The following is a 21,357-nucleotide window of genomic DNA, read 5'->3' on the forward strand; positions in this document are numbered from 1 at the left end:
TTAGTCCTGGCAGACGTAGAGAATCATACCTCCCGGCACATCGTCAAGCGATTTGACGCCGACCCGTTTCGGCGAACGCCCGATCTTTGCCCGGCTTCGGCCACGCCATGATCGATCATTTCACGACGCCCTTTGGGCGGCGATCGCTGACGGCTGCGCAGATCCAAGCGCAGGCGAAGGCAGCCGCATGCCCGCCCGAGACCACCGCCGACAAATGGGCAGTGGTCCGCCACGTCTCGACGGCCCGCTGCGAACTGGGGTTGGCCGATCGCGCCATCGCGATCCTCTCGGCCCTGGTGAGCTTCCATCCGGAGACCAACCTCCAAGCCGGGGAGGGGGCACAACTCGTCGTCTTCCCGTCCAATGCGCAGATCCGGCTGCGCGCCCACGGCATCGCTGAGACGACCCTGCGGTACCACCTCGGGGCGCTCGTCGAGGCCGGCATCCTCATTCGCCGCGATAGCCCGAACGGGAAACGCTACGCCCGGAAAGGACAGGGCGGCGAGATCGCTGAAGCCTTCGGCTTCGACCTGACGCCGCTGGTGGCGCGTGCCGCCGAGTTCGCGGCAATTGCCGACCGGATCGCGGCGGCCGAACGCGCCGAGCGCCTGGCCAAGGAGCGGGTGAGTCTGAAGCGGCGCGATCTCCGCAAGCTGATCGAATGGGCGGCCGAGGCCGGCGCTGCTGGTCCGTGGGGAGCCCTGTCCCGGCAGCTTGAGGATCTGATCGACGGCTTTCCGCGCCGCCCGTCCGGCGAGGCCCTGGCGACGATGGATGCCGCGCTCGGCTCGCTCCTGACCGAAGCCCACAAGCATCTGGATGTCGTTGCGGAATCCACGATTCACGATGGCAATGCCAGCGAAACACGACGGCACCATCATAATTCAAAACCAGAGACCGTTAGAATCGAACATACAAACGGCGGGAGCCCAGAAGAACCGGTGGCGCCACAGGACCGAGAGGGCAGGGCCGGGTCGACGTACCCGTTGCCCATGGTGATCGAGGCCTGCCCCGACATCGTCGACTATGCTCGGGGTGGCGTCAGGACGTGGGGCGACTTGATCGATGCTGCCGAGCTCGTCCGCGGCATGCTCGGGATCAGCCCAACCGCCTGGCGCGAGGCTCGCGACGCAATGGGACCGGAAACGGCGGCCGTAACGGTGGCGGCGATCCTGCAGCGGGCCGAGCACATCCGAAGCCCAGGCGGCTACTTGCGGTCTCTGGTCGAACGAAAGCGGGGAGGGCTGTTCAGCCTGGGACCGGTCCTGCAGGCGCTGCTGCGAGCCCGCGATCCGGCGACGATGCACGCGGGGAGGGATAAGTTCGGCGTTCCGCGGCCGTCAGGGGTGCCCAGCATGGCCCCGCGCAGGGCAGGCGGGTAGGTTTTCGTCACGGGCAACGCCCGGCTCTGAAGGAGACCTGACCCATGGCCGATATGCACCGCAAGCTCGACATCAACCTGTACGACACGCACATCGGCATCTGGCAGGACGATGCGAACGATCCTTCGTTCCAGAAAGAGATCTTCGGACCGCTCATCCGCCTGCTGCACGATCACGGCTGGGTCGTCCGAGCCGACGGTCTGACGCGCTACCGGTCCCTGCGGCCAAACTATCGCCTCGGATGGCGTGGCGACTTGCGGGTCGCGATCCAAATCAGTGGGCGTTGCATTGAATTGGTTTTCTGGTCGGGGCTCGCCGAGCCGAGCAATCCGAACGGCCTCCGGTACGACTTCGACAAACGGAAGCGTGCCCCGTACCTCGACCGGGTCCGCATTGATCTGGAAACCCGGCGCATCCTCACATGGCTGCGCCAGCGCGCGGCGCTCACGATCTCGCCGCCGCGTCACGTCCCATGCGGGATCGGTTTTGGTGAGATGAGCGCCGACACTTACATTGATCGATCGATCCGCTCATCCGGCCACTACGTGCCGGAACTCGGGCGCGCACGCTTCTACAACGAGCCGCGCGAGCAGACGTCCGGGGACCGCCGGCAGCTCTCGCACGACTCCACCGTGTGGTTCCGCGACCGGAAAGGCCGCGTCCTGCGCGGGCGCGCCTTCTATAGCCTGGGTCAGAATTGGCTCGTCGCGGCGGGTCGCTGGGGCGTCTACCACGTCCAGCATTGGGATCTGTTCGTGGCGCCACCCGCGGACCTTCGCGGCAAGAGCAATGCGCGCGCGCGCCGCTCCCGCCTCGAGGGCGAGTTGACGAGGGCCTTGCGGCGCGACGACTACCGCCGCGCCGAGGTGCTGAAGCAGATCCTGTTCGGTAATGCCCCGATCTACCGGATCTGGTCGCGGAAGAACGACTGCTACTACGCGCCGAATTCGAGCGGCTACACGAGCGACGCCTTAGGCGCCGGCCGGTACATGCGCGACGAGGCTGAGAGCGAGGTCCGTCGTGTCCCGCACATCCTCAGTTTGGTAACGCCGGATGGGCGACACCTCCGGGCGGAAGAACTCGATCAGGCGAAGGCCGCATGACACCGGAAGAAATGACGGCCGCGCGCCATGCGCTCAGCAAGCTCTGGGGGCTCGGCCGTCTGCTGACCTACGGCGAGATGGCGCACATCCTCCGGCTCCGGCCGGAGAACGGGTCCGACACCGTCACCAAGTGGGAATCCGGGAGGTCGCCGATCAGCGGGCCGGTCTCGGTCGCGGTCGAGATGATGCTGGCCGGCGCGATCCCGCCGACGAAAGATGAGGCGCTGGCGCTGACCCATGCGCGCACCAGCCCGCGGGGGCCGTTGGGAGAGAACGCAGTGGGGTGGAAGAAGGGGCAGCGAGGAAAGCACGATGAATGACGGGGAGGCTCCTCAACCCGAAGACCGGATTGAAAACCATCGACCGTATCAATATCTCGCGGCATACGTGAAGTTACGCAACGACATCAGCGAAATATGGTATGACAAGTCCGCAGACGCACTAAAACACTCTGTTGAGTTTAGTAAGCTCATAATCACCAACCTTCAGATCATCAATGCAGGCGGTCTTCTGGCGGTGCCAACCGTATCGGCAAGCGTTCTTGGGCTGACCGGACTGAATCATACTGAAAGGTTGTTATACCTTGGTCTTCCGATGGCTGTTTTTGCCCTTGGGCTCCTGCTCGCTACCCTATGCTCCTACTTTACATACCGGAACTATCTCGCGCACGCGCACACAGCGGATGCCCAGGCATGGAGATCGACTCTTGAAGTAGAGAATGCGCTGCCGAACCTTGCACTTGATCGAATAGAGCAGACAATCAGAAACTTGGAGGAGATTGACAAGCTACAGCTGGGGAATCTGGCTGCTGTTCAAAATAATTACATCCGCGTCTTGGTCTGTGGGTGGCTATCGGTCACTTGCTTTGTAGCTGCTTGCATTATTCTGGCTTTGTTTTCAAAATAGGAATCTCAGCAATGCGCGATGACGCGGAGCAGGCAATTAACCGTGCCGAAGCCGTCTTCGTACTGATTGATCCGGCCTATGCCGGCCGCCTCCGTTACGTTGAAATCACCAAGGAGACCGCACTTCGCCTCGTCCTGGCGGATGCGCCCGGACGGGAGCTCCGACTGGATTGGGCCGACACGGCTCTGTATCTGTTGCCGCCTCTGGGCTGACGCGGCGCTCAGCGCCTCCCCCGGACAAGCGGCCTGTGCAGCCGTAGCGACGTAGTGACGACGCCCCAGATTTCGGCTTCGGCGATGTCCTCGATCGGTGTCGCCGGCAGATCTGGGCTGTCGAAGGACAGAAGCGCCCGGTTGCCTTTCAGGCGATAGCGTTTCAGCGAAGCGGTCCCGTCTATGATCGCGAGCACGATGTCGTCGTGCGCCGGGGTGACGCTGCGATCGACCACGACGATGTCTCCATCGTGGATGCCGGCGCGGATGACCGACGAGCCCGATACGCGCCATAGGAAGGTCGCCGGCGGATTCGGCACCAGCCAGCGCGGCAACCCAAGCGCCTCCTCCATGAAGTCGTCGGCCGGGGACGGAAACCCGGCGCACACGGCCGGCCCCATGAGGGGCACCTCGATCGTTCCGAGGCTGTCCACGGGTAGTTCGTCGTACGTGACGAGATGCACCTTGTTCTCCCTCGCAGACAGGAACACAACGGGAACAAGCAGCCGGCGGTTCAATGGTCAAGGCGGCCTTTGGGCAGCCTGTGGAAAGCGGGGACGACGATGGCGATCAAGACCACCCACCTCGTGCAGAGCTTCGTGATCAAGCGGAAGCGACTGGTGCCCGGCGACCAGCAGCTGGCGCCGACCGAAAGCGGGGCGCTGAAACGCGCCGAGGCCATGGCCGGGCGGATACCGGGAACGGCCGCGATCCGGATCATGGCCGACGATGAAACCGGCGAGTTGGAGAGCGCGACGATCCTCGGTCAGTTCGGCCAGGTGCCGGACGACTTCGCCGAGCAGCTTCAAGGCGGCTGAGATAGCTCGGCCCCGCCGCCCGATCTGATCACGGGCTGGCGGGGGAGCGCTTGAATCTCACCAGCGGGTTGGGCCGATACGCAACATGGCCCGGAGAGCATAAGGCCGGCGGCCGGTTAGCCCGGGATCAACGGTGCCGCCTCAAGCATGTGTCGGTCTGAGACGACCCGAGGCGTCGGCTGCTTGAGGCCGGCGTGTGGATAGCGGGGATTGCGGGCAAACCTCTGCGTGCCGTGAACCCAACTTCATCCATCCAACGTTGAGCACCCTGATCGTTCGAGGCCCACCGATGTTCGAGTTCTGGGAAAACGCGCCGGGCTGCTGGCGCTGGGCCTTCGTCTTCCGGGGCGAACAATTGGCGCGCGCCGAGGAAGACTACACGAGCCGGGGCAAGGCCGCGGCTGCTGCGGAGGTCTTCGCACGAGACGTCGATCGTGCTCGGAAGCGAATGGACGTTCGCTAGGTCCAGGAACGCCAAAAGCGCCCGCCACCTCGAAAGGCAGCGGGCGCTATCGCATCGTGACGGCGGAGATCGGACTTACGGCGGCGGCCGGCTCCCAGCCTCGACGCGAGGGCATTGCGAAATCAGCCCGGAGGCTGGCCGCGTCCTGTGTCGAGAGCGTCGATCCGGTGCTGCTGGCGATCGTTGAAAGCCCGGATGTGCTCATCGACGGAACCGCGAAGCATGCCGACGACCCGGTCCTGGGCCTCGAAGCGGCCGGTCAGCTCCGAGCGGGAGACGACGTTGTCCTCGAGGCGCTTCAGATCGGCGGCGAGCTGGTCGTTCCGCTTCTCGGCCCGCGCCTCGACCCGAGCGATGCGATCCCGCTGAAAGTCGTAGTCCCGCTCTTGGGCCCGCCAATGCAGTTCGTGCTCGGCACGAGTGACCTGGGTCGCCGCAACCTGCTCGGTCCGCTTATCGGCCCTATCCTGCATGACCTGAAGGGCGGTCTTCAGATCGGACATGCCGGAGGTGAGCGGCCAGAAGGCCAACCCACCGACGACGGTAAGGACCGTTATACCGACGCCGACAGCTGACCAGATCACACCCCAGGGCGTCTGGCCCCGGCGATCGAGCTTGTCGCTCAAGCCAGTGACGGCCGAGGCGACGCTCTGCAGGGTGCCGACAATGCCCTCGACCCGTGTTTCCAGCGCCGAGAGGCGGGAGTCGGAAGTCGGCTGCATCTGTTGCTGCTGCATCTGCTGAGGATGCTGGAAGGACTGCTGGGTCATGTCATTGAGCCCCCACGGGCAAAAAGACCCCCCGGCCAATGACCGGAGGGTGCGCGCCGATGTTTCGGTCGAGCGGGTGCGGAATTCTCGCGAAACCTTCGCGGGAGTTGTGACGGCGGTCGCGCCGGTTATCTCGTGAAGATCTTGCGGACGGTGCCGGCGATACCCGTCACACCGATCACGGCCATGACGATCGCCCATTCCATCTTGTCGTAGGGCTCGGGCAGAGCGGCCACACGCCAATGGAACAGGAAGGTCGAGTCGAGCACGATCGCGCCGAAGTGCAGCATGCACAGCGCGAAGGCGAAGGGGATCATCCATGCGGTCCACGGCGAGAGGTGCTGGGCCGCCCGCTCGGCCGCGATCACCTTCCGCTCCTCGACGTAGGCCGTGAGCTGCGCCTGGGCGACCGTCGTATCACCGGTGACGTTCTGGCCGTTCGTCAGAACGCTGTTGTCGGACCGCTTGCCGAGGTAGTCGAACAGCTTCCCGATGACGCCGGGAAGGCCAAGCACGAGCGACGCGAAGAAGCCCATCAGCGTGGTCCTTCGCCGGGTCCGGCCGGCCGCGCCGCATCGCGGATGCTCTTCAGCACCGGCGGCAGCGCCAGGCGCGCAAGGGTCAACACCGCGCCGATCTTCACCCCGTACTCGGGCGGCAGAATCAGCGACCAGTCGAAGCCGACCACCGCGTTGAGGATGTCCGGCAGCGAGAACAGAAGGGCGAGCAGGTAAATCCGCACGCCGACGAGGCGCGCGTTGATGCGCTGGACCATGTTCATGTCAGACGTCCTTTCGCGACAGGGCGGCGTGGAGACGCGACCAGAAGCCGGGCGCGTTGTCGTTGGAGGCCGGCGGCTCGACATCGGCCTTCGCGACCACCGGCACGGTCACGGGCTTTCCGAGAGCTCCAGGAAGACGCGCGGCGGTCAGCGGCATGCCGCCGGCGACGAGCGCGGCCTCGATCGTCACGGCGTAGCCCGCGATCAGCGCGGCCTTGTCCGTGCCGTTCACGGTGCGGCGGGCGCCGACGTAGTCGCAGCGTGAGCCCGCGATGAAGTCCTCGAGAGCTCTGCCGGTGAAGTCGCCCTTCAGCGACAGGCCGCGCGTCACGCCCTCGATCAGGATCTGCGCGGACACGTCGGGCAGGAGCGCCAGGTCGGGATTGCCGGCGAGGTCGAGCCCGAGGAGCGCACCCATCTTGCGATAGTTGTCCTCGTGCGTGAGCTGCACGTCGCCGCGGCCGTAAAAGGAGCGCCCGGCGGCGTTCGGCAGCGCGTAGTTCCGGCTGATCCGTCCCGACGCGAGCAGCCGCGCGACGGCGGCGCGCGCGCTGGCATCTGAGACGGCGAAACCCTCGCGCACCGGCAGCATGCGCCGGCCGGTCTCGTGGAAGCTCGTCGCCAGGATGTAGGCGAGGTGGCGCCGGTCGAGGATCAGCGCGTGGAGGAAGAAGGCATCGAGCAGCCGGTTCACGCCGTCGACCTGCGACTGGGCCAGCGCGCCGAACAGCGGACGGACGCCGTCGAAAAACTTGCCGCGATCGAGGCGCGCGAAAGCGCCCGCGTCGGTGGACGTCGCCATGGTGGTCTCCGATTGTCGGGTGGGCCAGTTTTGATCGCGGGCGGGCGATCTGATCCAATGCGCTGAAAATAACGTTTCAGATCAGAAGCTTAGCGATTGACCGAAGTGGTCTATTTTTGACGGGATTTTGATCGGTTGGCCCGGTAAGTCCCGAACACCCGGTCCCAGGCCGTCGTGACGACGCCGAAATTCGCCTCGACGCCGCAGTGATGCGCGGCGTGGCGCAGCTTCAGCGCGTAGAGCGGATGCCCCGGCGCGATGGTCCAGTGATGCACGGCGTGGTGGACCGTGATGTAGCCGAGGTAGCCGAGCGCGAAGCCGGCCAAAATCCCGGCCGGGAGGACGAGGGCGAGCCCAGCGAAGACCGCCAGCGAGTGCCAGGACGTCACGCCGGTGCGGCCGCACGGCTTGGCGTGGTGCGCGTCGTGCGCAGCCCGGAAGCCCGGCACGCGGTGGAACAGCACCCGGTGGATCGCGTACTCGGCGAGCGTCCAGGTGAAGAGGCCGGACACAATGCCGACGAGACCGGCATCACCGAGAACGATGAGCAGCAGGGCTAGGACCGGCATCGTGACGAAGTCGGCATAGTAGGCCAGGCGCGACATACGCTTACTCCTGTCGCACCGGCGCCCAATGGTCGGGCCCCGGTGCGGGTGGCTCAAAACACTTTCGCCAAGATCACGGCGGCGACGATCGCCACGATGGCCGTTACGGTCGCGAAGCGGGGGTGGGCGGCGACCTGGGCGACAAGCGCGCGCAGGCCAGATTTGGCGGCGGTACCTGCGCCGGCGGCGGCCTCGGTCTCGATGGTTTTGAGGTCCATGCTGGTTCTCCTTCAGGGGGCTTACGGCTGCGGGAGCGCCAGATGACGTATCCCGCGCCGATCTTTGGATTCCTGGGGCTCAGCCGCCGTGCGCTAAGCCGACGCGACAGACGCCGGCGCAGCCGATCGCCCGCGCCGCCCCGGCCGAGAGATCGATCGCGCGTCCCTTCACGAAGGGACCGCGATCGTTGATCCGCACCAGCACCGAGCGGCCGGTGGCTTCGTTCGTCACGCGTATCCGGGTGCCGAACGGCAGTGTCTTGTGCGCGGCGGTGAGGGCGTTCTGGTCGAACCGCTCGCCGTTGGCAGTCTTCCGGCCGTGGAAGCCGGGTCCGTACCAAGAGGCGATGTCGGCGTGAGCGGGCGCGACGCTGAGCAGGGCGCAGACGATCGCGGCCCGCAGCGCGAGGCGCTGCAGGAGCATCGGGGATCTCCGATTTCAGTTGAGGGGAGGGGCCTCAGGGGCCGATCGCGAGAACGCTGACGGTCAGGCCGGCGCCGGCACGTTTCTCGGGCATGCCGCCGATCGCGATGGTGTTGGGCAGGTTCACGAAACCGGATGCCGCAACGAGGGTCCGGCCGGTAGTGATCGCGACGGCCGAGTTTGCAATCGTCGTGTCGGCCGACAGCGCCGAAGCGAGGATCTTGGGAACCGCCGTGAACCCGGCCTGCGACAGGTCCACCGACCAGGCGCCGGTGGACGTGGTGCTCGCTTCGCCAATCCAGAGCTTGCAGGCCGCAACGACGCCCGAGGCGCCGTAGGCGGGGATTGGGATCGTGTCACCGGCCGGCATCTCGGCGAGGCCGGTGGCCAAGAGGGCGACCGGCTTGCGCTGTGCCATGGCCGTCGACCTCAATTCCGGGAGACAGGCTCGCCGCGGGTGAACTGGAGCGTGTTGGCGTCGAGCACCTTGCCGACCTTCTGCCAGGTCTGACCGGCTGTCGCGGCCCCGGCTGTGGCGACCGCGCCGGGCGTCGAGGGCGACAGGAATGCGTCGCCGACGGTCAGGCCGGTGAAGCCGGGCACGACGCCGCTGCCGAGATAGACGCGGGCGGTGCCGTTGGCCGCAACCGGTCCGAGAACGTAGCCGTCAGCCGGCTTGCCCTGCGTCGAGCCGTCGGCGTTGCGTGCCGTCGCGGCGCCGCTGTTGGCATAGACGTTCACGAGGCACGGACCGGCCAGCGCCTCGGAGGCCGGCATGTCCTTGATGTCCGCCGCGACGCCGGGCGGCATCATGGTCGGATCCCAGGTGCCGGTCGTCGGATCGAGGGCGGGGATCTTACCGGCATTGGCTGCGCCGCCGGTGGTGACGGGAACGGCCTCGGCGAGTGACGTAGCGCCCTGCACAAGGAAACGCTGGACAGCGGCCATGAATAGCTCCGGATCAGGATGCGAGGATGACGGCGGGGCCGAGCGCCAGGATCAGGCGGCTCGGTGTCACGAAGGTGCCGACAGGGAACCGGAACCCGGCCTCCGGCGGGATTTGCACGAGCGTCCCGGCCGGCCCGAGAAAGGCCGGCCCAGGCGCGTAATTCCACGACGGCTCCTCGACGGGGCCGCAGGTCAGGACGTCGACGGTGGCATCGGCGAGGGCGGCGCCGAGCGTGAGGCCGAGGACGCTGTCGGCTTGTCTCGGGTCGTCGCAGGACGCGAGCGCGACGCGCCCGGACCCGGTTCTTCGCACGAGGCGGTGGCCGCCGAGATCGCCGTCGGCGATCAGGGCTTCGACCGGCGAGCCAACGGGGCGCCGGGCGAGCGTGGCCGCGAGATAGCCGAGGCAGTCTGCGGCCGTGGCATAGGCCTGCTCGTCGAGGCCAGTGATCAGCCCGTAGGGCGCGCAGACGATCACCTCTCCGGTGGTCGCGCGAGCAATACTGATCTGGCCATCGACGCGCAGGCTCGCGATCAGCTCTCGCGCCTGAAAGATGCTGGTGTCGCCGCTGATCCGGACGCCCCCGAGCGCCGCGTCGTAACCGACCGCGATCATGTCGAGGATCCCACGAACGTGCTCTCGGGATAGACCAGGACCGAGCGTTTCAGGATGTGGATCGGCACGGTCGAGGTCAGGAACAGGGCCGCCCCGTTCGCCATCACCTTGTCGAGCGTCTGAAACTCGACCACCAGCGTGACCCGTTCGGGATCGGGGTCGCCGGCGTCCTTGAACAGGTCGGCCGTGTCGGTCGCCAGAGGCGGCGTCGAACCGGGAACGACACCGGCATCCACGTCGAGGAGGATCGTGCCGTTGGCCTGCATCGAGCGGACCAGCAGGTTCACCTGGATCTTGAAGCGGTCGGCGAAGGCGCGGCCCCTGACACGGGCGCCGTCCCACAGCGTGAGGCCCGCAAACGGGGGGTTGAGATACAGCGAACTCAGGGCCGGATCGGGCGTGAAGGCGATCGGCGTGCGGGTCCGCTGCGCGAGGAGGTCCCCCGGTTCGCGCACCGTTCGGCTGTAGCCGACCTGACCGCCGCCGATCGGACCGGGCGGGCCTTGCGGTCCATCCCGGCCCGGTGGCCCCTGAAACAAGGCTCGCTCAGCTTCGCTCAAGCCGCGCGCGGGAGACGGCGGAGGCGCCCGCCGCGCCCACGCCGGCACGTTTCCAGAGGTCGCACCCGGAACCGGCCGCACCGGCGACGCCGGCTGCCCGAAGGGTGGCGCGGACACCGCGGCACCCAAGCCAAACGATCGGGGATCGGGCATCACGGCCTCGGGTGACGGTGGCGACGATTGGAGGGGCCCAGTCCTTCAGCCGCCTACCGCGACCGAGGGAGGGGGATTAGACTTGGCCAGTCGTCTCGCTCGGTTGCCCGCCTTGCGGGGTGACGGCGGGTCGGGATCGTCAAATCGACGATCCCGACCCGCTTGGCCTTACGCCGGCGTGGCCAGCAGGAGGGCGGGGAGCGCTGGGCGCATCATTGATAGGCCGCCTCTGGACACAATCGTCAGCCGCCCGCCGTGAGAGTAAGCGATTTCAGCGTCCCGCCATCGTTATAGTAAAACTTCACCGTCCCGGTGGATGTATTCTTCCAGAGCAAGAACTGGCCTGCCGGGATGAAGCCGGCGGTCGCGTCTGATCCGAGCCGGAACGATCCGAACCGTGGTCCCCACGCGCCTTTGCCGACATATTCGACCGTGACGTCGATGTCCGTGCTGTCGCTCGGCGCGAACGTGATAGCGTTGCCGGCAATGGCCCCTTTCAGCGTCATGAAGTTGGCCATGCTCGCGACAGGCAAGACGCTAAGCGCCCCAAGGCCGTTGGTCGCCTTTCCGACTTTTACCGAGCCGAGAAGCGGGTCCAGCGCCTCCGATCCGGAGAAGCGCGTCGCCTGCAACACGGGCACCTCGATCGCCGCGATCCCGAGGGCGTTCATGTGGTTGAGGGTGTTGCCACCGCCGGCCGTCGTGTTGGTATAGGTCTCGAAGTCCGTAACCGTCGGCGTGTAGGTTCGCGAAACGCCGAGGGTCGCAGATGCCACCGTCGTGCTGACGCCAGCCACGTTCGAGCCGACACCAGCAATCGACGGGGTGAATGGCCCGCCGAACAGGGGGACCAGTTCGCTGTAGACCTGAACCCCGTTCCACAGCACGGTCAGAACGCCCGCTTTGACCTGCACCTCCAGCGCAAGATCGCCCGCGCCAGAGGCAGGCACACCGCCGACGATGAAGCCGGCGTAGCTGCGCCCTGTGCCTTCGTAGACCTGGAGCGTGAGGTTGCCGCTGCCGCTGTCCTTGCCCAGGACGAGGATGTTGTCGGACCTGTTACCGATCTGAACCGTGAGGTTGGTCAGGTTCGACCATAGGCTCGACCCCTGACCGGGGAATGTCGCCTTGAGATCATAATCGCCATCGGTCTTGCCGAGCGTAACGGGCAAGGACAGTCCAGCAACACCAACCACGGATTGCTGCATGCGCTGGTCGACCGGGTCGACACCGTCGCGCATCAGGCGCTGCCAACGGTTGAAGTCGATCAGGCCGAGCCCCTTGGCGCGGGCATAGGTGCGCAGGAAGCCGGCCGCGACGTAGCGGGGCTCCTGACCAAGCGGGTAGCCACCAAAAGAGCCAACCGGGTCATAGGCGGTCTGCTTGTTGGTGATCAGCACGACGTCCGGAACTTTCGTCCACCCGGCGATCGTGTCGAGCACGGTGTGGAAGGCGTCGAGATTGATCGGCGTGGCGTCGGGGTTCATTCCGAAGTTGAGGAACAGCAGATCGGGGCTTTGAGCCTGGACGAGGCTAAGCCAGTTCGCCGAGGTTGGCGTGTACCAGGACGGGAAGTTGGACGTCGCCGCACCGGCAGCGGAAGTCCAGGTCTGCGACGCCACGGCCCGGTTGACGAAACTGATGCTCTTGCCGGGGTTGTCCGCCTTGATCCTGCGGATGATCGTCGGCCACATGTACTCCGTCGTCGCGATCTCGTCGGCGGTGTCGGTGCTCGTCGAGTCGCCCATGATGACGACTTTGGCCGAGCCGGCAGCCAGAGCCTTTGCGAACTGCTTGAGATGCTGGCTCGGGATCAGGTCGGTGCTAGGCGGCGGTGTCGTTCCGCCCGTTAGCGGCGTGACTTGCCTGTAGCTGGCTCCGGTCAGCCGGCCTTCGCCCACGAGGATCGTGCGCGACAAGCCTTTGCCACCCTGACCGATCGCGGGCGCGTAGTACAAGCCCGGCGGGAAATAGAGGTAACGGTAGCCGTTGGCTGCGGCATAGGCATCGGCCGAGACCAGCGCCGCGCTGTCGTCGGTCGCGCCGTCGCCCTTGGCCCCTCGGTCTTTGACGTTCAACCAGTCAGATGCACGAACGACACTGCTACGAGCAGTGTTGCCGTTGCCGGCGACAAAAGGTGTTTGAGATCCGAACGGCGGAAGGCTTGAACCCATAGCTCAGCCCTCCCGCGCGAAAGCGAAGGTCGTCATCGGTCGGTCTCCGGGCATGGCGAGAGAGCCCAGCGGCACGAGGCGCGGGCGGATCAGACGTTGAGGGTCAGGTCAGGCGTTGAGGGCGATCAGCCCTTCAGGACGAAGACGGACGATCCGCTCGCCGAGATCGCGAAGATGTCGACGAGCGTGACGAGGCCGGTGTCCCAGCCACGGCTCCCGCCCTGGTCGCCGGCGGTCGGAGCCGCCGCGAAGGGCATCCCCGAACCGACGACGGCAGCGGCCCCGAAGCTCGCGGTGAACAGGGTGGTCCCGTTGTTCGTAATCTCGAAGAGGCGGTCGCCCGCGCTCGCGATCTTCGTCGAGGTGTTGGCAGGGAGCGCAATCGTCGACCCGGCGAGGTTCGCGGAGGGGCCAACGACCGGCAGCGGGTTGTTGGCAGGCGTCCCGACCCGGATCGACTTGTTGCCGATCGCCGCCCGCATCAGGGCCGTGACGGGGCCGTTGGTGATCGCCGTGGTGGCGCGAACCCGCACGGCCTTGAGGCCGGTGGCCGTGCCCTCATAGATGCCGGGTGCCGTGAAGGTGGAGACGGCAGGACCACCGCCGTAGGGCAGCAGGGACATCGCGGTGGCGTCGGAATAGTCACCGAGTGCCGAGCCTTCGATGACGATCGAGCCGGTCCATGTCCCTGTCGGAAGGGCCAAAATGATCGTGTTGCGGCCGGACATCTCGACGGAGACGGTGTCGCCGACGAGCGAGAGCGCGCTCGAGGCTTCGCGCGGCGGCGTCAGGACGCTCAGCAGGCCACCCGATACAGTACCCGCCAGCGTCCCAAGGTACCCGAGCGAGCGCTTGAACAGGGCGACGAAGGAGAAGGCGCCCCCATCCGACGTCGCGGCCGTGTCGGCCTGCAGACCGAAGTTCGTGGCGAAGGGGCCGTCCGAGGACAGTACCACCGGGAGGGATTGTGCCGCCGGTTTCGTGCCGAGGGATGTGGGAAGCTGGCTTGTCGTCGCGAGCGTGCCCAGCGCCGTCAGGATGCTCGTGAGGGTCGCGGCCGCGACGTCCTGCTTGGCCGCCGTCGAAGCGCCCTGAGGCAGGCTGAGCGGCGCGGCGAGCAGCGCTCGGATCGCTTCTGCCTTGGTAGCTGTGGTGGCATCCTGGGCCGCGAGGTACTTCAGGACGGCGACGGCCGTGGCCGACGCGGCCGAACCGTCCCAGGCCGCATCGGACGCCTTGCCGAAGCTCGTCACGAACACGCCGTTCGTCGCGAAATCCACCGGCAGGCTGTTCGAGGACGGCGCCGGACCTTGGGCCGGGACCTTGCTGGCGAGCGACGCGAGGTCTGCGTTCTGCATCGTCAGCGTGCCGGAGACCGGCACCGGGTTGCCGGTGTCGTTGCTGATCTCGACCTGATTGGCGACGGTAATGTTGCCGTCGACGTGGATCGTCGCCCCGCCGACATCGACCGGGATGCGCTGGCCGGCCGGCGCGGTGACGGCCAGCGTGCCGGCGAGGAGCGCGCGGACCTGCTCGTTCTTGGCGAGCAGCGTTGCGAGGGCCGCCTCAATCCCCGCTTCGGTGGCGAGCGCCTGCAGCACGGCCAGAGCCGAAGCCTGACCCGCCGCGGTCGCGAGCCCGGCAGTCTGCGCGTCGAGGGTGACGTGCCCCGGCGTGGCCTGCGTGAACAGCGAGGCTCCGGCTTCCGTCGAGGGCACCGAGCGCGGCGCGCGGATCGGTACGCCGGACGGATCCAGCCCGAGATCCGCGTCGGCATAGATCACCGGCGCGCCGAGCGCGTTTTTGTAGACAGTCCCCGTCATGGGTCAGATCCGGCAGATGAGAGGGGCGAAGCCGGTCATGGTGAACCGGTGGAAGTTGAGGTTCGGCGGCGCGAGCAGGTCGGCGTTGAGCGCCGTCACGGCGTCGATCTGAGCTTGCAGTTCGGCGACGCGTTGATCGGTGTAGGCGGTGTCCGTCGGACCCTGCGGACCGGTGGTCAGCGCCGGCAGCACCACGCCCGAACCGGGCTGGCCGGCCACGAGGATCTGCGTGAAGGCCGCCTGCTGCCGAACCAGGGCGCTGTCGGTGGCCGGAAGAACCCGGACCGATGACCGCCCGAGCCATTCGTCGATCGTCGACCCCGTCACCGTCCGGTGAACGTCGAACACGAGCGTCGTCGGGGTCGAAGCGAGCCAACCCCCGCGCGCCGCCTTCGGGACCGATAGGATGAGACTGTCCGTCAGCCCGTTCGTGTCCGCGATCCAGGTGATCGCACCGTTCGCACTATCGAGCGCCACGGCCTCGGGACCGCCGAAGCTGCCTGTCATCGTGGCCGTGAGCCGCGATCCCGTCAGGTTCAGGGGAACGACGAGTGGGACAATGACCCGCCAATCCGCGGTATCGAGGCATGTAGCGGGCATGGAAGACCTTCAGATCGACTTGCTCCCGCAAGGGACCGGGAATACCGTCGTGACTAGCGCGGCATGGCACGGCACCGTTCGGCGTGGCATGGCGAGGCACGGCGCGGCGAGGCTGGGTCGGGTCTGGCGTGGCGTGGTAGGGGTGAAGAGGTCGGCGTGAGCCGGCCTTTTCCGCTTTTTGGAGCTACCGACCGTCGTCGCCCTGCCAGAGGGCCTGATCGGCCTGTGCGGGTCTGGACATGGTGGATCTCGCATGAACGACTGCGCGGGCGCGCGGGCGAATGCACTCGATCCGAGCGCCGCTACGCCTCGGTGTTGCCGGCGCCGGGTTCGAGGAAGGACCGCGTGCCGTTGGTGACGGCCGACCGTGTGCGCGGACTGCGTTGCTTGGTCATGGGTCGCGCCTTGGCGTCCCCACTGTCTCTGATGTGGTCGAGCGATCAGTCTTCGAATAGTTGATCGTATCAAGCAGGGCGGGCGGTGACTGATCGGGATTGGCAGTAAAGGCACGGCCCTGCGCCAAGGCCGAAGCAAGCAACTGGATATGGATGCCACGAGGTCTTTTGAACCGTCCAGATGCTGCTATTTTTTTCTCCAAATCGTCTGACATTTTCACCTATCTTAACCAAAATTGCGGTCAACGAATTTGTTCGTTGCGCCTGAGTTGTCGATAATACCTCCGGTGACGAGGTTTCTGGCGCTATTCTCAGTCACCCAGAAGTAATCACCGCATCCAGAGTCTAAGCGAACGCCAAATCCCTGCTTGGCCCCAGGCTGAGAGAAGTCGACGTTGAACTTGTTGCGGCTGATGTGAAAATCGGCATTGCCAGAACCGCCCACGCGAACGCCGCCGCTGCCGTTAATCGAAATATTGCAACTTTCGATGTTGAAGTTTTTGTTGTTGTTGTTGACTGCAAAGCCAATGTTTCGGCTTGCGCCAATGTCGCAGCCTATGAACTTGAGGCCGTCAGTGCTGTCCATCTGCACGGCGTTGCCGCCATGGTTCCAAGACCAGCATCCGATGTACATGCTCTGTGCGATCTGCGAGAGCAGCATCCCCTCGTGCGACGTATCCCAGAATACGTTCGCATAGCGGTTGTAGCCTGAGCACTGACCACGGGTGAGGCTCGGCGAGCCAATCGTCTTGGCATAGAGCCCGCCGATGAAATCGCCGTCGCTGAGGATGATGGCCTCGCAGGCCCCGACCTGTCGCAGAGAACCAAGGCTGAAGTCGTAATCAATTGAGCTGATGGTGCCGACGGCGCCTGATGTGTTGCCCGTCACCGTCGTGCCAGCGGCCAGCTGGTTCGGGATCAGCATTCGGTACTGCGATCCAGTGAGCTGGATGATGTTCAAGCCCGTGTAAGGCGAGCCGGAGATCGTCAGCCCCTCGCCGGCCTGGAATGTGCCGTTGACGCTTGAGAAGTTGATGGTGTCGCAGATTGAGGCAGTAACGAACTGCGAGAGGAACACGTCGTTTGAGTTCTCGATGTAGACGGCGGTCTCTCGGCCGTCCGACACGCCGAAATCATAGCCACGGACGCCCGCACTGTTCTTGACTGATATGCCTCGGTAGGCGGTCGAGATGTTGATGTCGTTGAAGTAGCCCGACACCTGCATGTCGAGGGCAACGCCAGCGGTCGGGCGAACCGAGAGCGACACCGGCCCCATGTCGATCCCGGAGATGCGGGAGCCGGGAACGCCGGTGGTGCGGATGAAGTTGGTGGTTCCCGTCGACCAGCGCACGCGGGTGATCGCTCGGCCCCGGCCGACGAGGCTCTGCCCGCGGGTGGCCACCAGCGTACCGCCAGCCGCACGATACTCGCCGGCGCCCATCAGCCCGAGGCCATTGTTTACGAGGGCGTCGATCGCCTTCTGAGTGGCCGCGATGCAGTCGGTCGTCGTGTTCTTGAAGCCGTGAAACCAATCGACTTCGCAGACCGCGAGCCCAGCGATGGAGCCACCGGCCGACAGGTCGAAGATCTGATAGGCACCTGCAGTCAGACCCGCCGTGAAGGTGACCGTGACGCCGTTGTCCGGCTTCAGCATCACGCCACGCGGGAAACGATAGTGAGCCGAGAGGGTGATGTTGGACGAAATCCGGATCGTGCCGGGCTTAAGTAGCCATTCCCCGAAGCCTTGAAGCGCATCGGCGAACGAAAGATTTGCGGCATCGTCGGCCGTACCATTAGCGACCAGATTATTGAGAACAGGCGCCTTGGCGGCCAGAGACGCGGCTGTCGCCGCAGCATCGGCTGCTCCAACGTCGCTGGCGATGAGATTTATTGACGATCCGGATTTGCCATTGACCGTCGTCGGATTGCCTTGAGGCCCTTGCAGGCCCGCAGCGCCAGTGGCGCCTTGCGGTCCTTGCGCGCCCTGTGCTCCAGCCGCGCCGGCAGGCCCTCGAATTTGGCCGACGTTGTGCCAGTTGCCGCCGGGGCCGGCGTCGTTGCCGGAGGCGGTGTAGACGTAGCCGTCGCCGCTGGAATAGCCGGTCCCGTTCGACGTCATCAGGTAGACGTCGCCAAGCGTGTTGCCGGACGACGGAAGGTCCGAGGGGGTAGCCCGCGATCCTTTGATCGTCGTTCCCGCGCCTTGGTCGCCCTTCGGGCCAGGGTCGCCCTTCGGGCCAGGGTTGCCCTGCTGGCCGGGGTTGCCGCGCTCGCCACGCTCGCCCTGCAGACCGCGTTCGCCCTGGCCACCGGGCAAACCGGGGGCACCGGCGCCCCCAGGGAGGCCGCGTAGGCCCGGGGCGCCGCCGCCGAGCACGACCTGAGGCACGACGCCCGCGGAGGACGCGCCCAACACGTACGGCATGCCGGAACTCTCGAAGACAGGGGGAGGCGCGCGTGGAAAAGCCCGGGGCGATTGGGCCGGGACGCGCGGCTTGCGGTCGGGCAGAAGCTGGCCGTATGGACCGCCCGAGGGGCGGTCAGAGCAGGTAGACGACGGCCTCGACGAAGGTCAGCGGACCGTAATAAGCAACCTTGCGTCGGTCATCGCCGAACGCGAGGAGCTCGTAGACGTAGTCGCCCGGAAGCAGACGTCCTGATCCCATCGTTGTGTAGGGGACCATCAGACCGGGAGCGCCAGTTCCGTTGCCCTTCACGATGAGGGGATCGGAATTGTCCGTTGGGTCGGACAACGCCTCGAAGATCAGCCGTTGGATGGTGTCGGCGCGCCGGACCTGCAGCACATAGCTGATGCCGGTGTCGTTGATCGTCGCGGGCGTCGGCTGCACCGCGAAGGCGTCGCCAACCCTGAACGGGGTCGAGCCCGGTGTGACCGTCAGGACGAGACCGCCGGCGGAGAGTGGTGCGCCGGCGTATCCCAGAGCCGTGACGGCGCCGTTGGGATCGGTGACCGTGATGCCGACGAGATTGTCGGTCGAGGTCACCACGACGGCGTGGCCGCCCAAGGGCGTGCGGGGTTCGACGCTCTGGACGCTGACGGACCCGTTGCCGGTGTTGCCGCTGCCGACAACGACGCCCGCGGTGCCGGCTTGATATAGCGGAAAGCTGTCCGTCCAGTCGTCGTTGAGCGCGACGCGCAGGGGCTGGTAACGCGGCTGGATCGCCAGGATGTTCGTCACGGACCGGCCTCAGGCGACGAGTTCGTTGGCCCGGATCAGCAGCGCATCGACCTGCGCCGGGCTGTAACTGCGCGCCGCGATCATCGCTTGCGTCAGCGGGTCGACGCGACGGATCTCGGTGGCCAGATCCCAGTCCTCTTGGAGGTCGGGATTGGACGCGAGCGCTGCCTTTACCGCTGGCCATTCCGGCTCCGGAAACACGGCCAGCTCCCCGGTCTCGGCCAGGGCGCGTTTCAGTCCGAGCTTCGAGGCCGAGGTCGGCACGACGACAACGACGGGCGGCGGCGGTGGGGCCGCAAAGCCGTCATCGGTCGCAAGCCAGCCGATGGCGATGTCCGCCACGTGGGAGACGTCCCGGACGTCGAACAGGTCGTGCGGCCATGCGTCCTCGCCTTCGGACAGGGCGTGCACGATCCCGCTATTCACGAGCGCGAACAGAGCCATGCTTCAATCCTCAGACGGTAAGGGTGACGCGGCCGGGCGAGCCGTTGCCGCCGGGATAGTTGCCCGACGAACCGTTGCCGCCGACGCCGGGGGCGGTCGACGTGTTGCCGGCCGCGCCGTAGTTGAAATTCGGGGATCCGCCGGCGCCCGGGGACGCGCCGCCGACGCCGCCGAGATAAGATGGTCCGACGGGGAGGCCGTAGCCGCCGGCATCGCCGTTGTCGTTGATGTCGCCGCCCGACGCGATGCCGCCTGCCCCGAACTGCGAGTTGTTGGCGCCGGACGTCGAGAAGTACCCACCACCACCGCTCGTCGCTGCGCAGAGGGTCTGCCCGGCGTTGAACGTGGTACTGTTGGCATCGACAACCGATCCGCTGGCGACCGTGATCGAGGTGGTGCCCCCGGCCGCTCCGTTCTGCGGGGACGCACCACCGGCACCGCCTGCCCCTCCAGCGCCAACGACGATCGTCAAAACGGTGTCGACGACCGCTGTGGCCACCTTCTGAGCATTGCCACCGCCGCCGCCGCCGGAACCCGCTGAGGTCGAAGCGTTGGCGCCGCCGCCGCCTCCGCCTGGACCGCGGCATTCCCGGACCAGGAACGTGCGGTTCGCTGGGATCGAGAGCGAGTAGGAGCCAGGTGTGATGTACTGCTTCGGCGAGGCGCCCGGGATCTTGAGCGTGTTGATGTAGGTGACGGTCGGACCGTTGCCGGAATTGGTCAGACGAAGCTCGGAGCCGTTGTCGGCGAGGATGATTTCGGCGTTATCCAGCCAGTCGCCGACCTGGATTGGCGTGCCGTCGAACCGCTTCACGGGGCGCGTGCCGAGGCCGTCGAGATTGGCCGTTGTGCCGCCGTTCGCCGAAGCCAGGGCCGTCGTGATCGTGTAGAGCGCCCCCTGCTCGTAGGCGGTGATGTTCGGGGCGACGTCGACGACGAGGTTGGTGGCCGTGGCGGCCCCGCCAGTCGCGACGACGCCGGTGTGGACCAGCTGCAGCGAGGGGACTGTCTGCGCGAGCTCGGATCGCGCCGCGGTCCGGAAGCGCCAGGCGCCGCTCTTGAAGACGACCTCGATGATCTCGCCCGAGATGTCGCCGGCCTTGAGCGCCGCGCCACCACGGGTGACGACGGCCGCGGCCGCATTCCCGTTCAGCGCCAGCGTCACGGCGCCCGTGTTCGTGTTCGGGCAGAACAGGCGCACCGCGAGGCCGTCGATCAGCGCGGCCGGGGCCGGGCTGACCGAGGCGGTGAGGTCGTTGGTGCCCGTGGCGACACCGTAGACCCACTTGCCCGACTGAACGGCGGTCGGCAGGCCCGGCAGCTTCGTCGGGATGAAGGGCGCCGACGCGTGCTGGACGATGTTGCCGGCCGTGATCGTGGTCTGACCGGCGTTCAGCGTGACGATGAACAGCGGTGCCCAGCCCGCATCGGGGGAGGGCGGCTGCTGGGTGCCGGCGGTCGCGGCGATACCGGCCTTCACCTGGACGGCAGCGGCGCCGCGGCGGGCGGTGTTCTGCGCGGTGCCGGCATTGCCCGGACCGGCGAAGGGCTGCGCCGGGTTGGCGGCGTTGTAGTACGGCAGCACCTTCGCGCCGTCATCGACGTCCTGGTACTGGACCTCGACGAGGAAGGCCTGCGAGTAGCCCGCCGTGCTCGGGGGCGCGAAGGTGAGCGCAGTGGCGTCGAGCGCCTTGCCGATCTTCACGATCGAACGGCTGTCGGCCGCAATCGAGCCGAAGGTCGTCGCGTCGATATTCGCGGTCTGGAAGACGACGCCCGGCGACAGCGTCGCGATCAGCGAGGCCGGTGCAGTCGGGCTCAGCGAGAAGCCGTCGACGACGATGCCGGTCCCGAGAAAGGCCTGCGCGAGCAGGCCGTCGGATACCATGGCATTCTTGGCGAGCGTCAGGATGTCGGTGTCGCGCGGAAGCGCACCGGCGTAGACCAAGGGCCTATCCAT

General features: G+C 66.5%; 26 protein-coding genes. 7 read left to right on the forward strand and 19 right to left on the reverse strand.

All coding sequences use genetic code 11. The features are described from left to right. Positions 1-107: 107 nt before the first annotated feature. Genes repC through MHA02_RS14985 form a run of 5 tightly spaced genes read left to right on the forward strand, consistent with a single transcriptional unit; the run spans position 108 to position 3,603 of the window. Positions 108-1,382, forward strand: a complete 1,275-nt coding sequence (repC, locus tag MHA02_RS14965; protein ID WP_147080017.1) for a plasmid replication protein RepC — start codon at positions 108-110, stop codon at positions 1,380-1,382. 53 nt (positions 1,383-1,435) lie between these two features. After that, the gene (locus MHA02_RS14970) at positions 1,436-2,485 is read left to right on the forward strand and encodes a hypothetical protein (RefSeq protein ID WP_147080019.1); all 1,050 of its coding nucleotides are present in this window, start codon (positions 1,436-1,438) and stop codon (positions 2,483-2,485) included. Further along, entirely contained in the window at positions 2,482-2,805 is a 324-nt protein-coding gene (locus tag MHA02_RS14975; protein WP_147080021.1) for a hypothetical protein, read from the forward strand. The genes MHA02_RS14970 and MHA02_RS14975 overlap by 4 nt, the downstream gene beginning before the upstream one ends. Next, positions 2,798-3,391, forward strand: a complete 594-nt coding sequence (locus tag MHA02_RS14980; protein WP_147080023.1) for a hypothetical protein — start codon at positions 2,798-2,800, stop codon at positions 3,389-3,391. The genes MHA02_RS14975 and MHA02_RS14980 overlap by 8 nt, the downstream gene beginning before the upstream one ends. An 11-nt stretch (positions 3,392-3,402) precedes the next feature. Continuing rightward, on the forward strand, positions 3,403-3,603 hold the full coding sequence (locus MHA02_RS14985; RefSeq protein WP_147080025.1) for a hypothetical protein: 201 nt from the start codon (positions 3,403-3,405) through the stop codon (positions 3,601-3,603). A gap of 8 nt (positions 3,604-3,611) precedes the next feature. Here the strand turns inward: MHA02_RS14985 and MHA02_RS14990 are convergent, their stop codons facing one another. Then, entirely contained in the window at positions 3,612-4,067 is a 456-nt protein-coding gene (locus MHA02_RS14990; RefSeq protein ID WP_373318397.1) for a LexA family protein, read from the reverse strand. 99 nt (positions 4,068-4,166) lie between these two features. Between MHA02_RS14990 and MHA02_RS14995 the strand changes: the two genes are divergently transcribed. Then, positions 4,167-4,421 carry a hypothetical protein gene (locus tag MHA02_RS14995; RefSeq protein WP_147080027.1) on the forward strand — a complete coding sequence of 85 codons (255 nt, stop codon included), beginning with the start codon at positions 4,167-4,169 and terminating at the stop codon, positions 4,419-4,421. 289 nt (positions 4,422-4,710) lie between these two features. After that, positions 4,711-4,884, forward strand: coding sequence for a hypothetical protein (locus tag MHA02_RS22225; RefSeq protein WP_170249277.1), 174 nt, complete (start codon positions 4,711-4,713; stop codon positions 4,882-4,884). Between the two features lie 122 nt (positions 4,885-5,006). Here the strand turns inward: MHA02_RS22225 and MHA02_RS15000 are convergent, their stop codons facing one another. The 18 genes from MHA02_RS15000 to MHA02_RS15080 all read right to left on the reverse strand — a co-directional run bounded on the left by MHA02_RS15000 (position 5,007) and on the right by MHA02_RS15080 (position 21,357). Beyond that, positions 5,007-5,855 (reverse strand): hypothetical protein, encoded by an 849-nt coding sequence (locus MHA02_RS15000; RefSeq protein WP_238180449.1) that lies wholly within the window; start codon positions 5,853-5,855, stop codon positions 5,007-5,009. Then, on the reverse strand, positions 5,783-6,190 hold the full coding sequence (locus tag MHA02_RS15005) for a hypothetical protein (protein WP_147080031.1): 408 nt from the start codon (positions 6,188-6,190) through the stop codon (positions 5,783-5,785). The genes MHA02_RS15000 and MHA02_RS15005 overlap by 73 nt, the downstream gene beginning before the upstream one ends. After that, positions 6,190-6,435 (reverse strand): hypothetical protein, encoded by a 246-nt coding sequence (locus tag MHA02_RS15010; RefSeq protein ID WP_147080033.1) that lies wholly within the window; start codon positions 6,433-6,435, stop codon positions 6,190-6,192. Before MHA02_RS15010 ends, MHA02_RS15005 begins: the two co-directional genes overlap by 1 nt. A gap of 1 nt (position 6,436) precedes the next feature. Further along, on the reverse strand, positions 6,437-7,237 hold the full coding sequence (locus MHA02_RS15015; RefSeq protein ID WP_147080035.1) for a glycoside hydrolase family 19 protein: 801 nt from the start codon (positions 7,235-7,237) through the stop codon (positions 6,437-6,439). 110 nt (positions 7,238-7,347) lie between these two features. After that, entirely contained in the window at positions 7,348-7,842 is a 495-nt protein-coding gene (locus tag MHA02_RS15020) for a sterol desaturase family protein (RefSeq protein WP_147080037.1), read from the reverse strand. 53 nt (positions 7,843-7,895) lie between these two features. Then, positions 7,896-8,060, reverse strand: coding sequence for a hypothetical protein (locus MHA02_RS22230; protein WP_170249279.1), 165 nt, complete (start codon positions 8,058-8,060; stop codon positions 7,896-7,898). A 79-nt stretch (positions 8,061-8,139) separates the two neighbouring features. After that, positions 8,140-8,484, reverse strand: coding sequence for a septal ring lytic transglycosylase RlpA family protein (locus MHA02_RS15025; protein ID WP_147080039.1), 345 nt, complete (start codon positions 8,482-8,484; stop codon positions 8,140-8,142). Positions 8,485-8,518: 34 nt separating this feature from the next. Further along, the gene (locus MHA02_RS15030) at positions 8,519-8,902 is read right to left on the reverse strand and encodes a hypothetical protein (protein WP_147080041.1); all 384 of its coding nucleotides are present in this window, start codon (positions 8,900-8,902) and stop codon (positions 8,519-8,521) included. An 11-nt stretch (positions 8,903-8,913) separates the two neighbouring features. Then, the gene (locus tag MHA02_RS15035; protein WP_147080043.1) at positions 8,914-9,432 is read right to left on the reverse strand and encodes a hypothetical protein; all 519 of its coding nucleotides are present in this window, start codon (positions 9,430-9,432) and stop codon (positions 8,914-8,916) included. A gap of 13 nt (positions 9,433-9,445) precedes the next feature. Beyond that, entirely contained in the window at positions 9,446-10,048 is a 603-nt protein-coding gene (locus MHA02_RS15040) for a hypothetical protein (protein ID WP_147080045.1), read from the reverse strand. Further along, complete coding sequence (locus MHA02_RS15045; protein ID WP_147080047.1) at positions 10,045-10,587, reverse strand: hypothetical protein; 543 nt, start codon at positions 10,585-10,587, stop codon at positions 10,045-10,047. Before MHA02_RS15045 ends, MHA02_RS15040 begins: the two co-directional genes overlap by 4 nt. Before the next feature lie 416 nt (positions 10,588-11,003). Beyond that, the gene (locus tag MHA02_RS15050; RefSeq protein WP_147080049.1) at positions 11,004-12,935 is read right to left on the reverse strand and encodes an SGNH/GDSL hydrolase family protein; all 1,932 of its coding nucleotides are present in this window, start codon (positions 12,933-12,935) and stop codon (positions 11,004-11,006) included. Positions 12,936-13,060: 125 nt separating this feature from the next. After that, complete coding sequence (locus MHA02_RS15055; RefSeq protein ID WP_147080051.1) at positions 13,061-14,758, reverse strand: hypothetical protein; 1,698 nt, start codon at positions 14,756-14,758, stop codon at positions 13,061-13,063. Between the two features lie 3 nt (positions 14,759-14,761). Then, positions 14,762-15,265 carry a hypothetical protein gene (locus tag MHA02_RS15060; protein ID WP_170249283.1) on the reverse strand — a complete coding sequence of 168 codons (504 nt, stop codon included), beginning with the start codon at positions 15,263-15,265 and terminating at the stop codon, positions 14,762-14,764. Between the two features lie 714 nt (positions 15,266-15,979). Further along, on the reverse strand, positions 15,980-18,178 hold the full coding sequence (locus MHA02_RS15065; protein ID WP_147080055.1) for a collagen-like protein: 2,199 nt from the start codon (positions 18,176-18,178) through the stop codon (positions 15,980-15,982). 115 nt (positions 18,179-18,293) lie between these two features. Further along, entirely contained in the window at positions 18,294-18,953 is a 660-nt protein-coding gene (locus tag MHA02_RS15070) for a hypothetical protein (protein WP_147080057.1), read from the reverse strand. 9 nt (positions 18,954-18,962) lie between these two features. Then, positions 18,963-19,397, reverse strand: a complete 435-nt coding sequence (locus tag MHA02_RS15075) for a hypothetical protein (RefSeq protein WP_147080060.1) — start codon at positions 19,395-19,397, stop codon at positions 18,963-18,965. 10 nt (positions 19,398-19,407) lie between these two features. Then, positions 19,408-21,357 (reverse strand): glycine-rich domain-containing protein, encoded by a 1,950-nt coding sequence (locus tag MHA02_RS15080; RefSeq protein ID WP_147080062.1) that lies wholly within the window; start codon positions 21,355-21,357, stop codon positions 19,408-19,410.

Source organism: Methylobacterium haplocladii, from assembly GCF_007992175.1.
Classification (GTDB): Bacteria; Pseudomonadota; Alphaproteobacteria; order Rhizobiales; family Beijerinckiaceae; genus Methylobacterium; species Methylobacterium haplocladii.

Coding starts and splice junctions, on each gene's coding strand:
- MHA02_RS15005 (WP_147080031.1), bottom strand. CDS start 6,190: ATGGGCTTCTTCGCGTCGCTCGTGCTTGGCCTTCCCGGCGTCATCGGG.
- MHA02_RS15015 (WP_147080035.1), bottom strand. CDS start 7,237: ATGGCGACGTCCACCGACGCGGGCGCTTTCGCGCGCCTCGATCGCGGC.
- MHA02_RS15065 (WP_147080055.1), bottom strand. CDS start 18,178: ATGCCGTACGTGTTGGGCGCGTCCTCCGCGGGCGTCGTGCCTCAGGTC.
- MHA02_RS15080 (WP_147080062.1), bottom strand. CDS start 21,357: ATGGATAGGCCCTTGGTCTACGCCGGTGCGCTTCCGCGCGACACCGAC.
- MHA02_RS15020 (WP_147080037.1), bottom strand. CDS start 7,842: ATGTCGCGCCTGGCCTACTATGCCGACTTCGTCACGATGCCGGTCCTA.
- MHA02_RS15050 (WP_147080049.1), bottom strand. CDS start 12,935: ATGGGTTCAAGCCTTCCGCCGTTCGGATCTCAAACACCTTTTGTCGCC.
- MHA02_RS14980 (WP_147080023.1), top strand. CDS start 2,798: ATGAATGACGGGGAGGCTCCTCAACCCGAAGACCGGATTGAAAACCAT.
- MHA02_RS15030 (WP_147080041.1), bottom strand. CDS start 8,902: ATGGCACAGCGCAAGCCGGTCGCCCTCTTGGCCACCGGCCTCGCCGAG.
- MHA02_RS15035 (WP_147080043.1), bottom strand. CDS start 9,432: ATGGCCGCTGTCCAGCGTTTCCTTGTGCAGGGCGCTACGTCACTCGCC.
- MHA02_RS15025 (WP_147080039.1), bottom strand. CDS start 8,484: ATGCTCCTGCAGCGCCTCGCGCTGCGGGCCGCGATCGTCTGCGCCCTG.
- MHA02_RS15060 (WP_170249283.1), bottom strand. CDS start 15,265: ATGACAGGCAGCTTCGGCGGTCCCGAGGCCGTGGCGCTCGATAGTGCG.
- MHA02_RS14995 (WP_147080027.1), top strand. CDS start 4,167: ATGGCGATCAAGACCACCCACCTCGTGCAGAGCTTCGTGATCAAGCGG.
- MHA02_RS14985 (WP_147080025.1), top strand. CDS start 3,403: ATGCGCGATGACGCGGAGCAGGCAATTAACCGTGCCGAAGCCGTCTTC.
- MHA02_RS15010 (WP_147080033.1), bottom strand. CDS start 6,435: ATGAACATGGTCCAGCGCATCAACGCGCGCCTCGTCGGCGTGCGGATT.
- MHA02_RS14970 (WP_147080019.1), top strand. CDS start 1,436: ATGCACCGCAAGCTCGACATCAACCTGTACGACACGCACATCGGCATC.
- MHA02_RS22230 (WP_170249279.1), bottom strand. CDS start 8,060: ATGGACCTCAAAACCATCGAGACCGAGGCCGCCGCCGGCGCAGGTACC.
- MHA02_RS15040 (WP_147080045.1), bottom strand. CDS start 10,048: ATGATCGCGGTCGGTTACGACGCGGCGCTCGGGGGCGTCCGGATCAGC.
- MHA02_RS15000 (WP_238180449.1), bottom strand. CDS start 5,855: ATGGGCGATCGTCATGGCCGTGATCGGTGTGACGGGTATCGCCGGCAC.
- repC (WP_147080017.1), top strand. CDS start 108: ATGATCGATCATTTCACGACGCCCTTTGGGCGGCGATCGCTGACGGCT.
- MHA02_RS15075 (WP_147080060.1), bottom strand. CDS start 19,397: ATGGCTCTGTTCGCGCTCGTGAATAGCGGGATCGTGCACGCCCTGTCC.
- MHA02_RS14975 (WP_147080021.1), top strand. CDS start 2,482: ATGACACCGGAAGAAATGACGGCCGCGCGCCATGCGCTCAGCAAGCTC.
- MHA02_RS15055 (WP_147080051.1), bottom strand. CDS start 14,758: ATGACGGGGACTGTCTACAAAAACGCGCTCGGCGCGCCGGTGATCTAT.
- MHA02_RS22225 (WP_170249277.1), top strand. CDS start 4,711: ATGTTCGAGTTCTGGGAAAACGCGCCGGGCTGCTGGCGCTGGGCCTTC.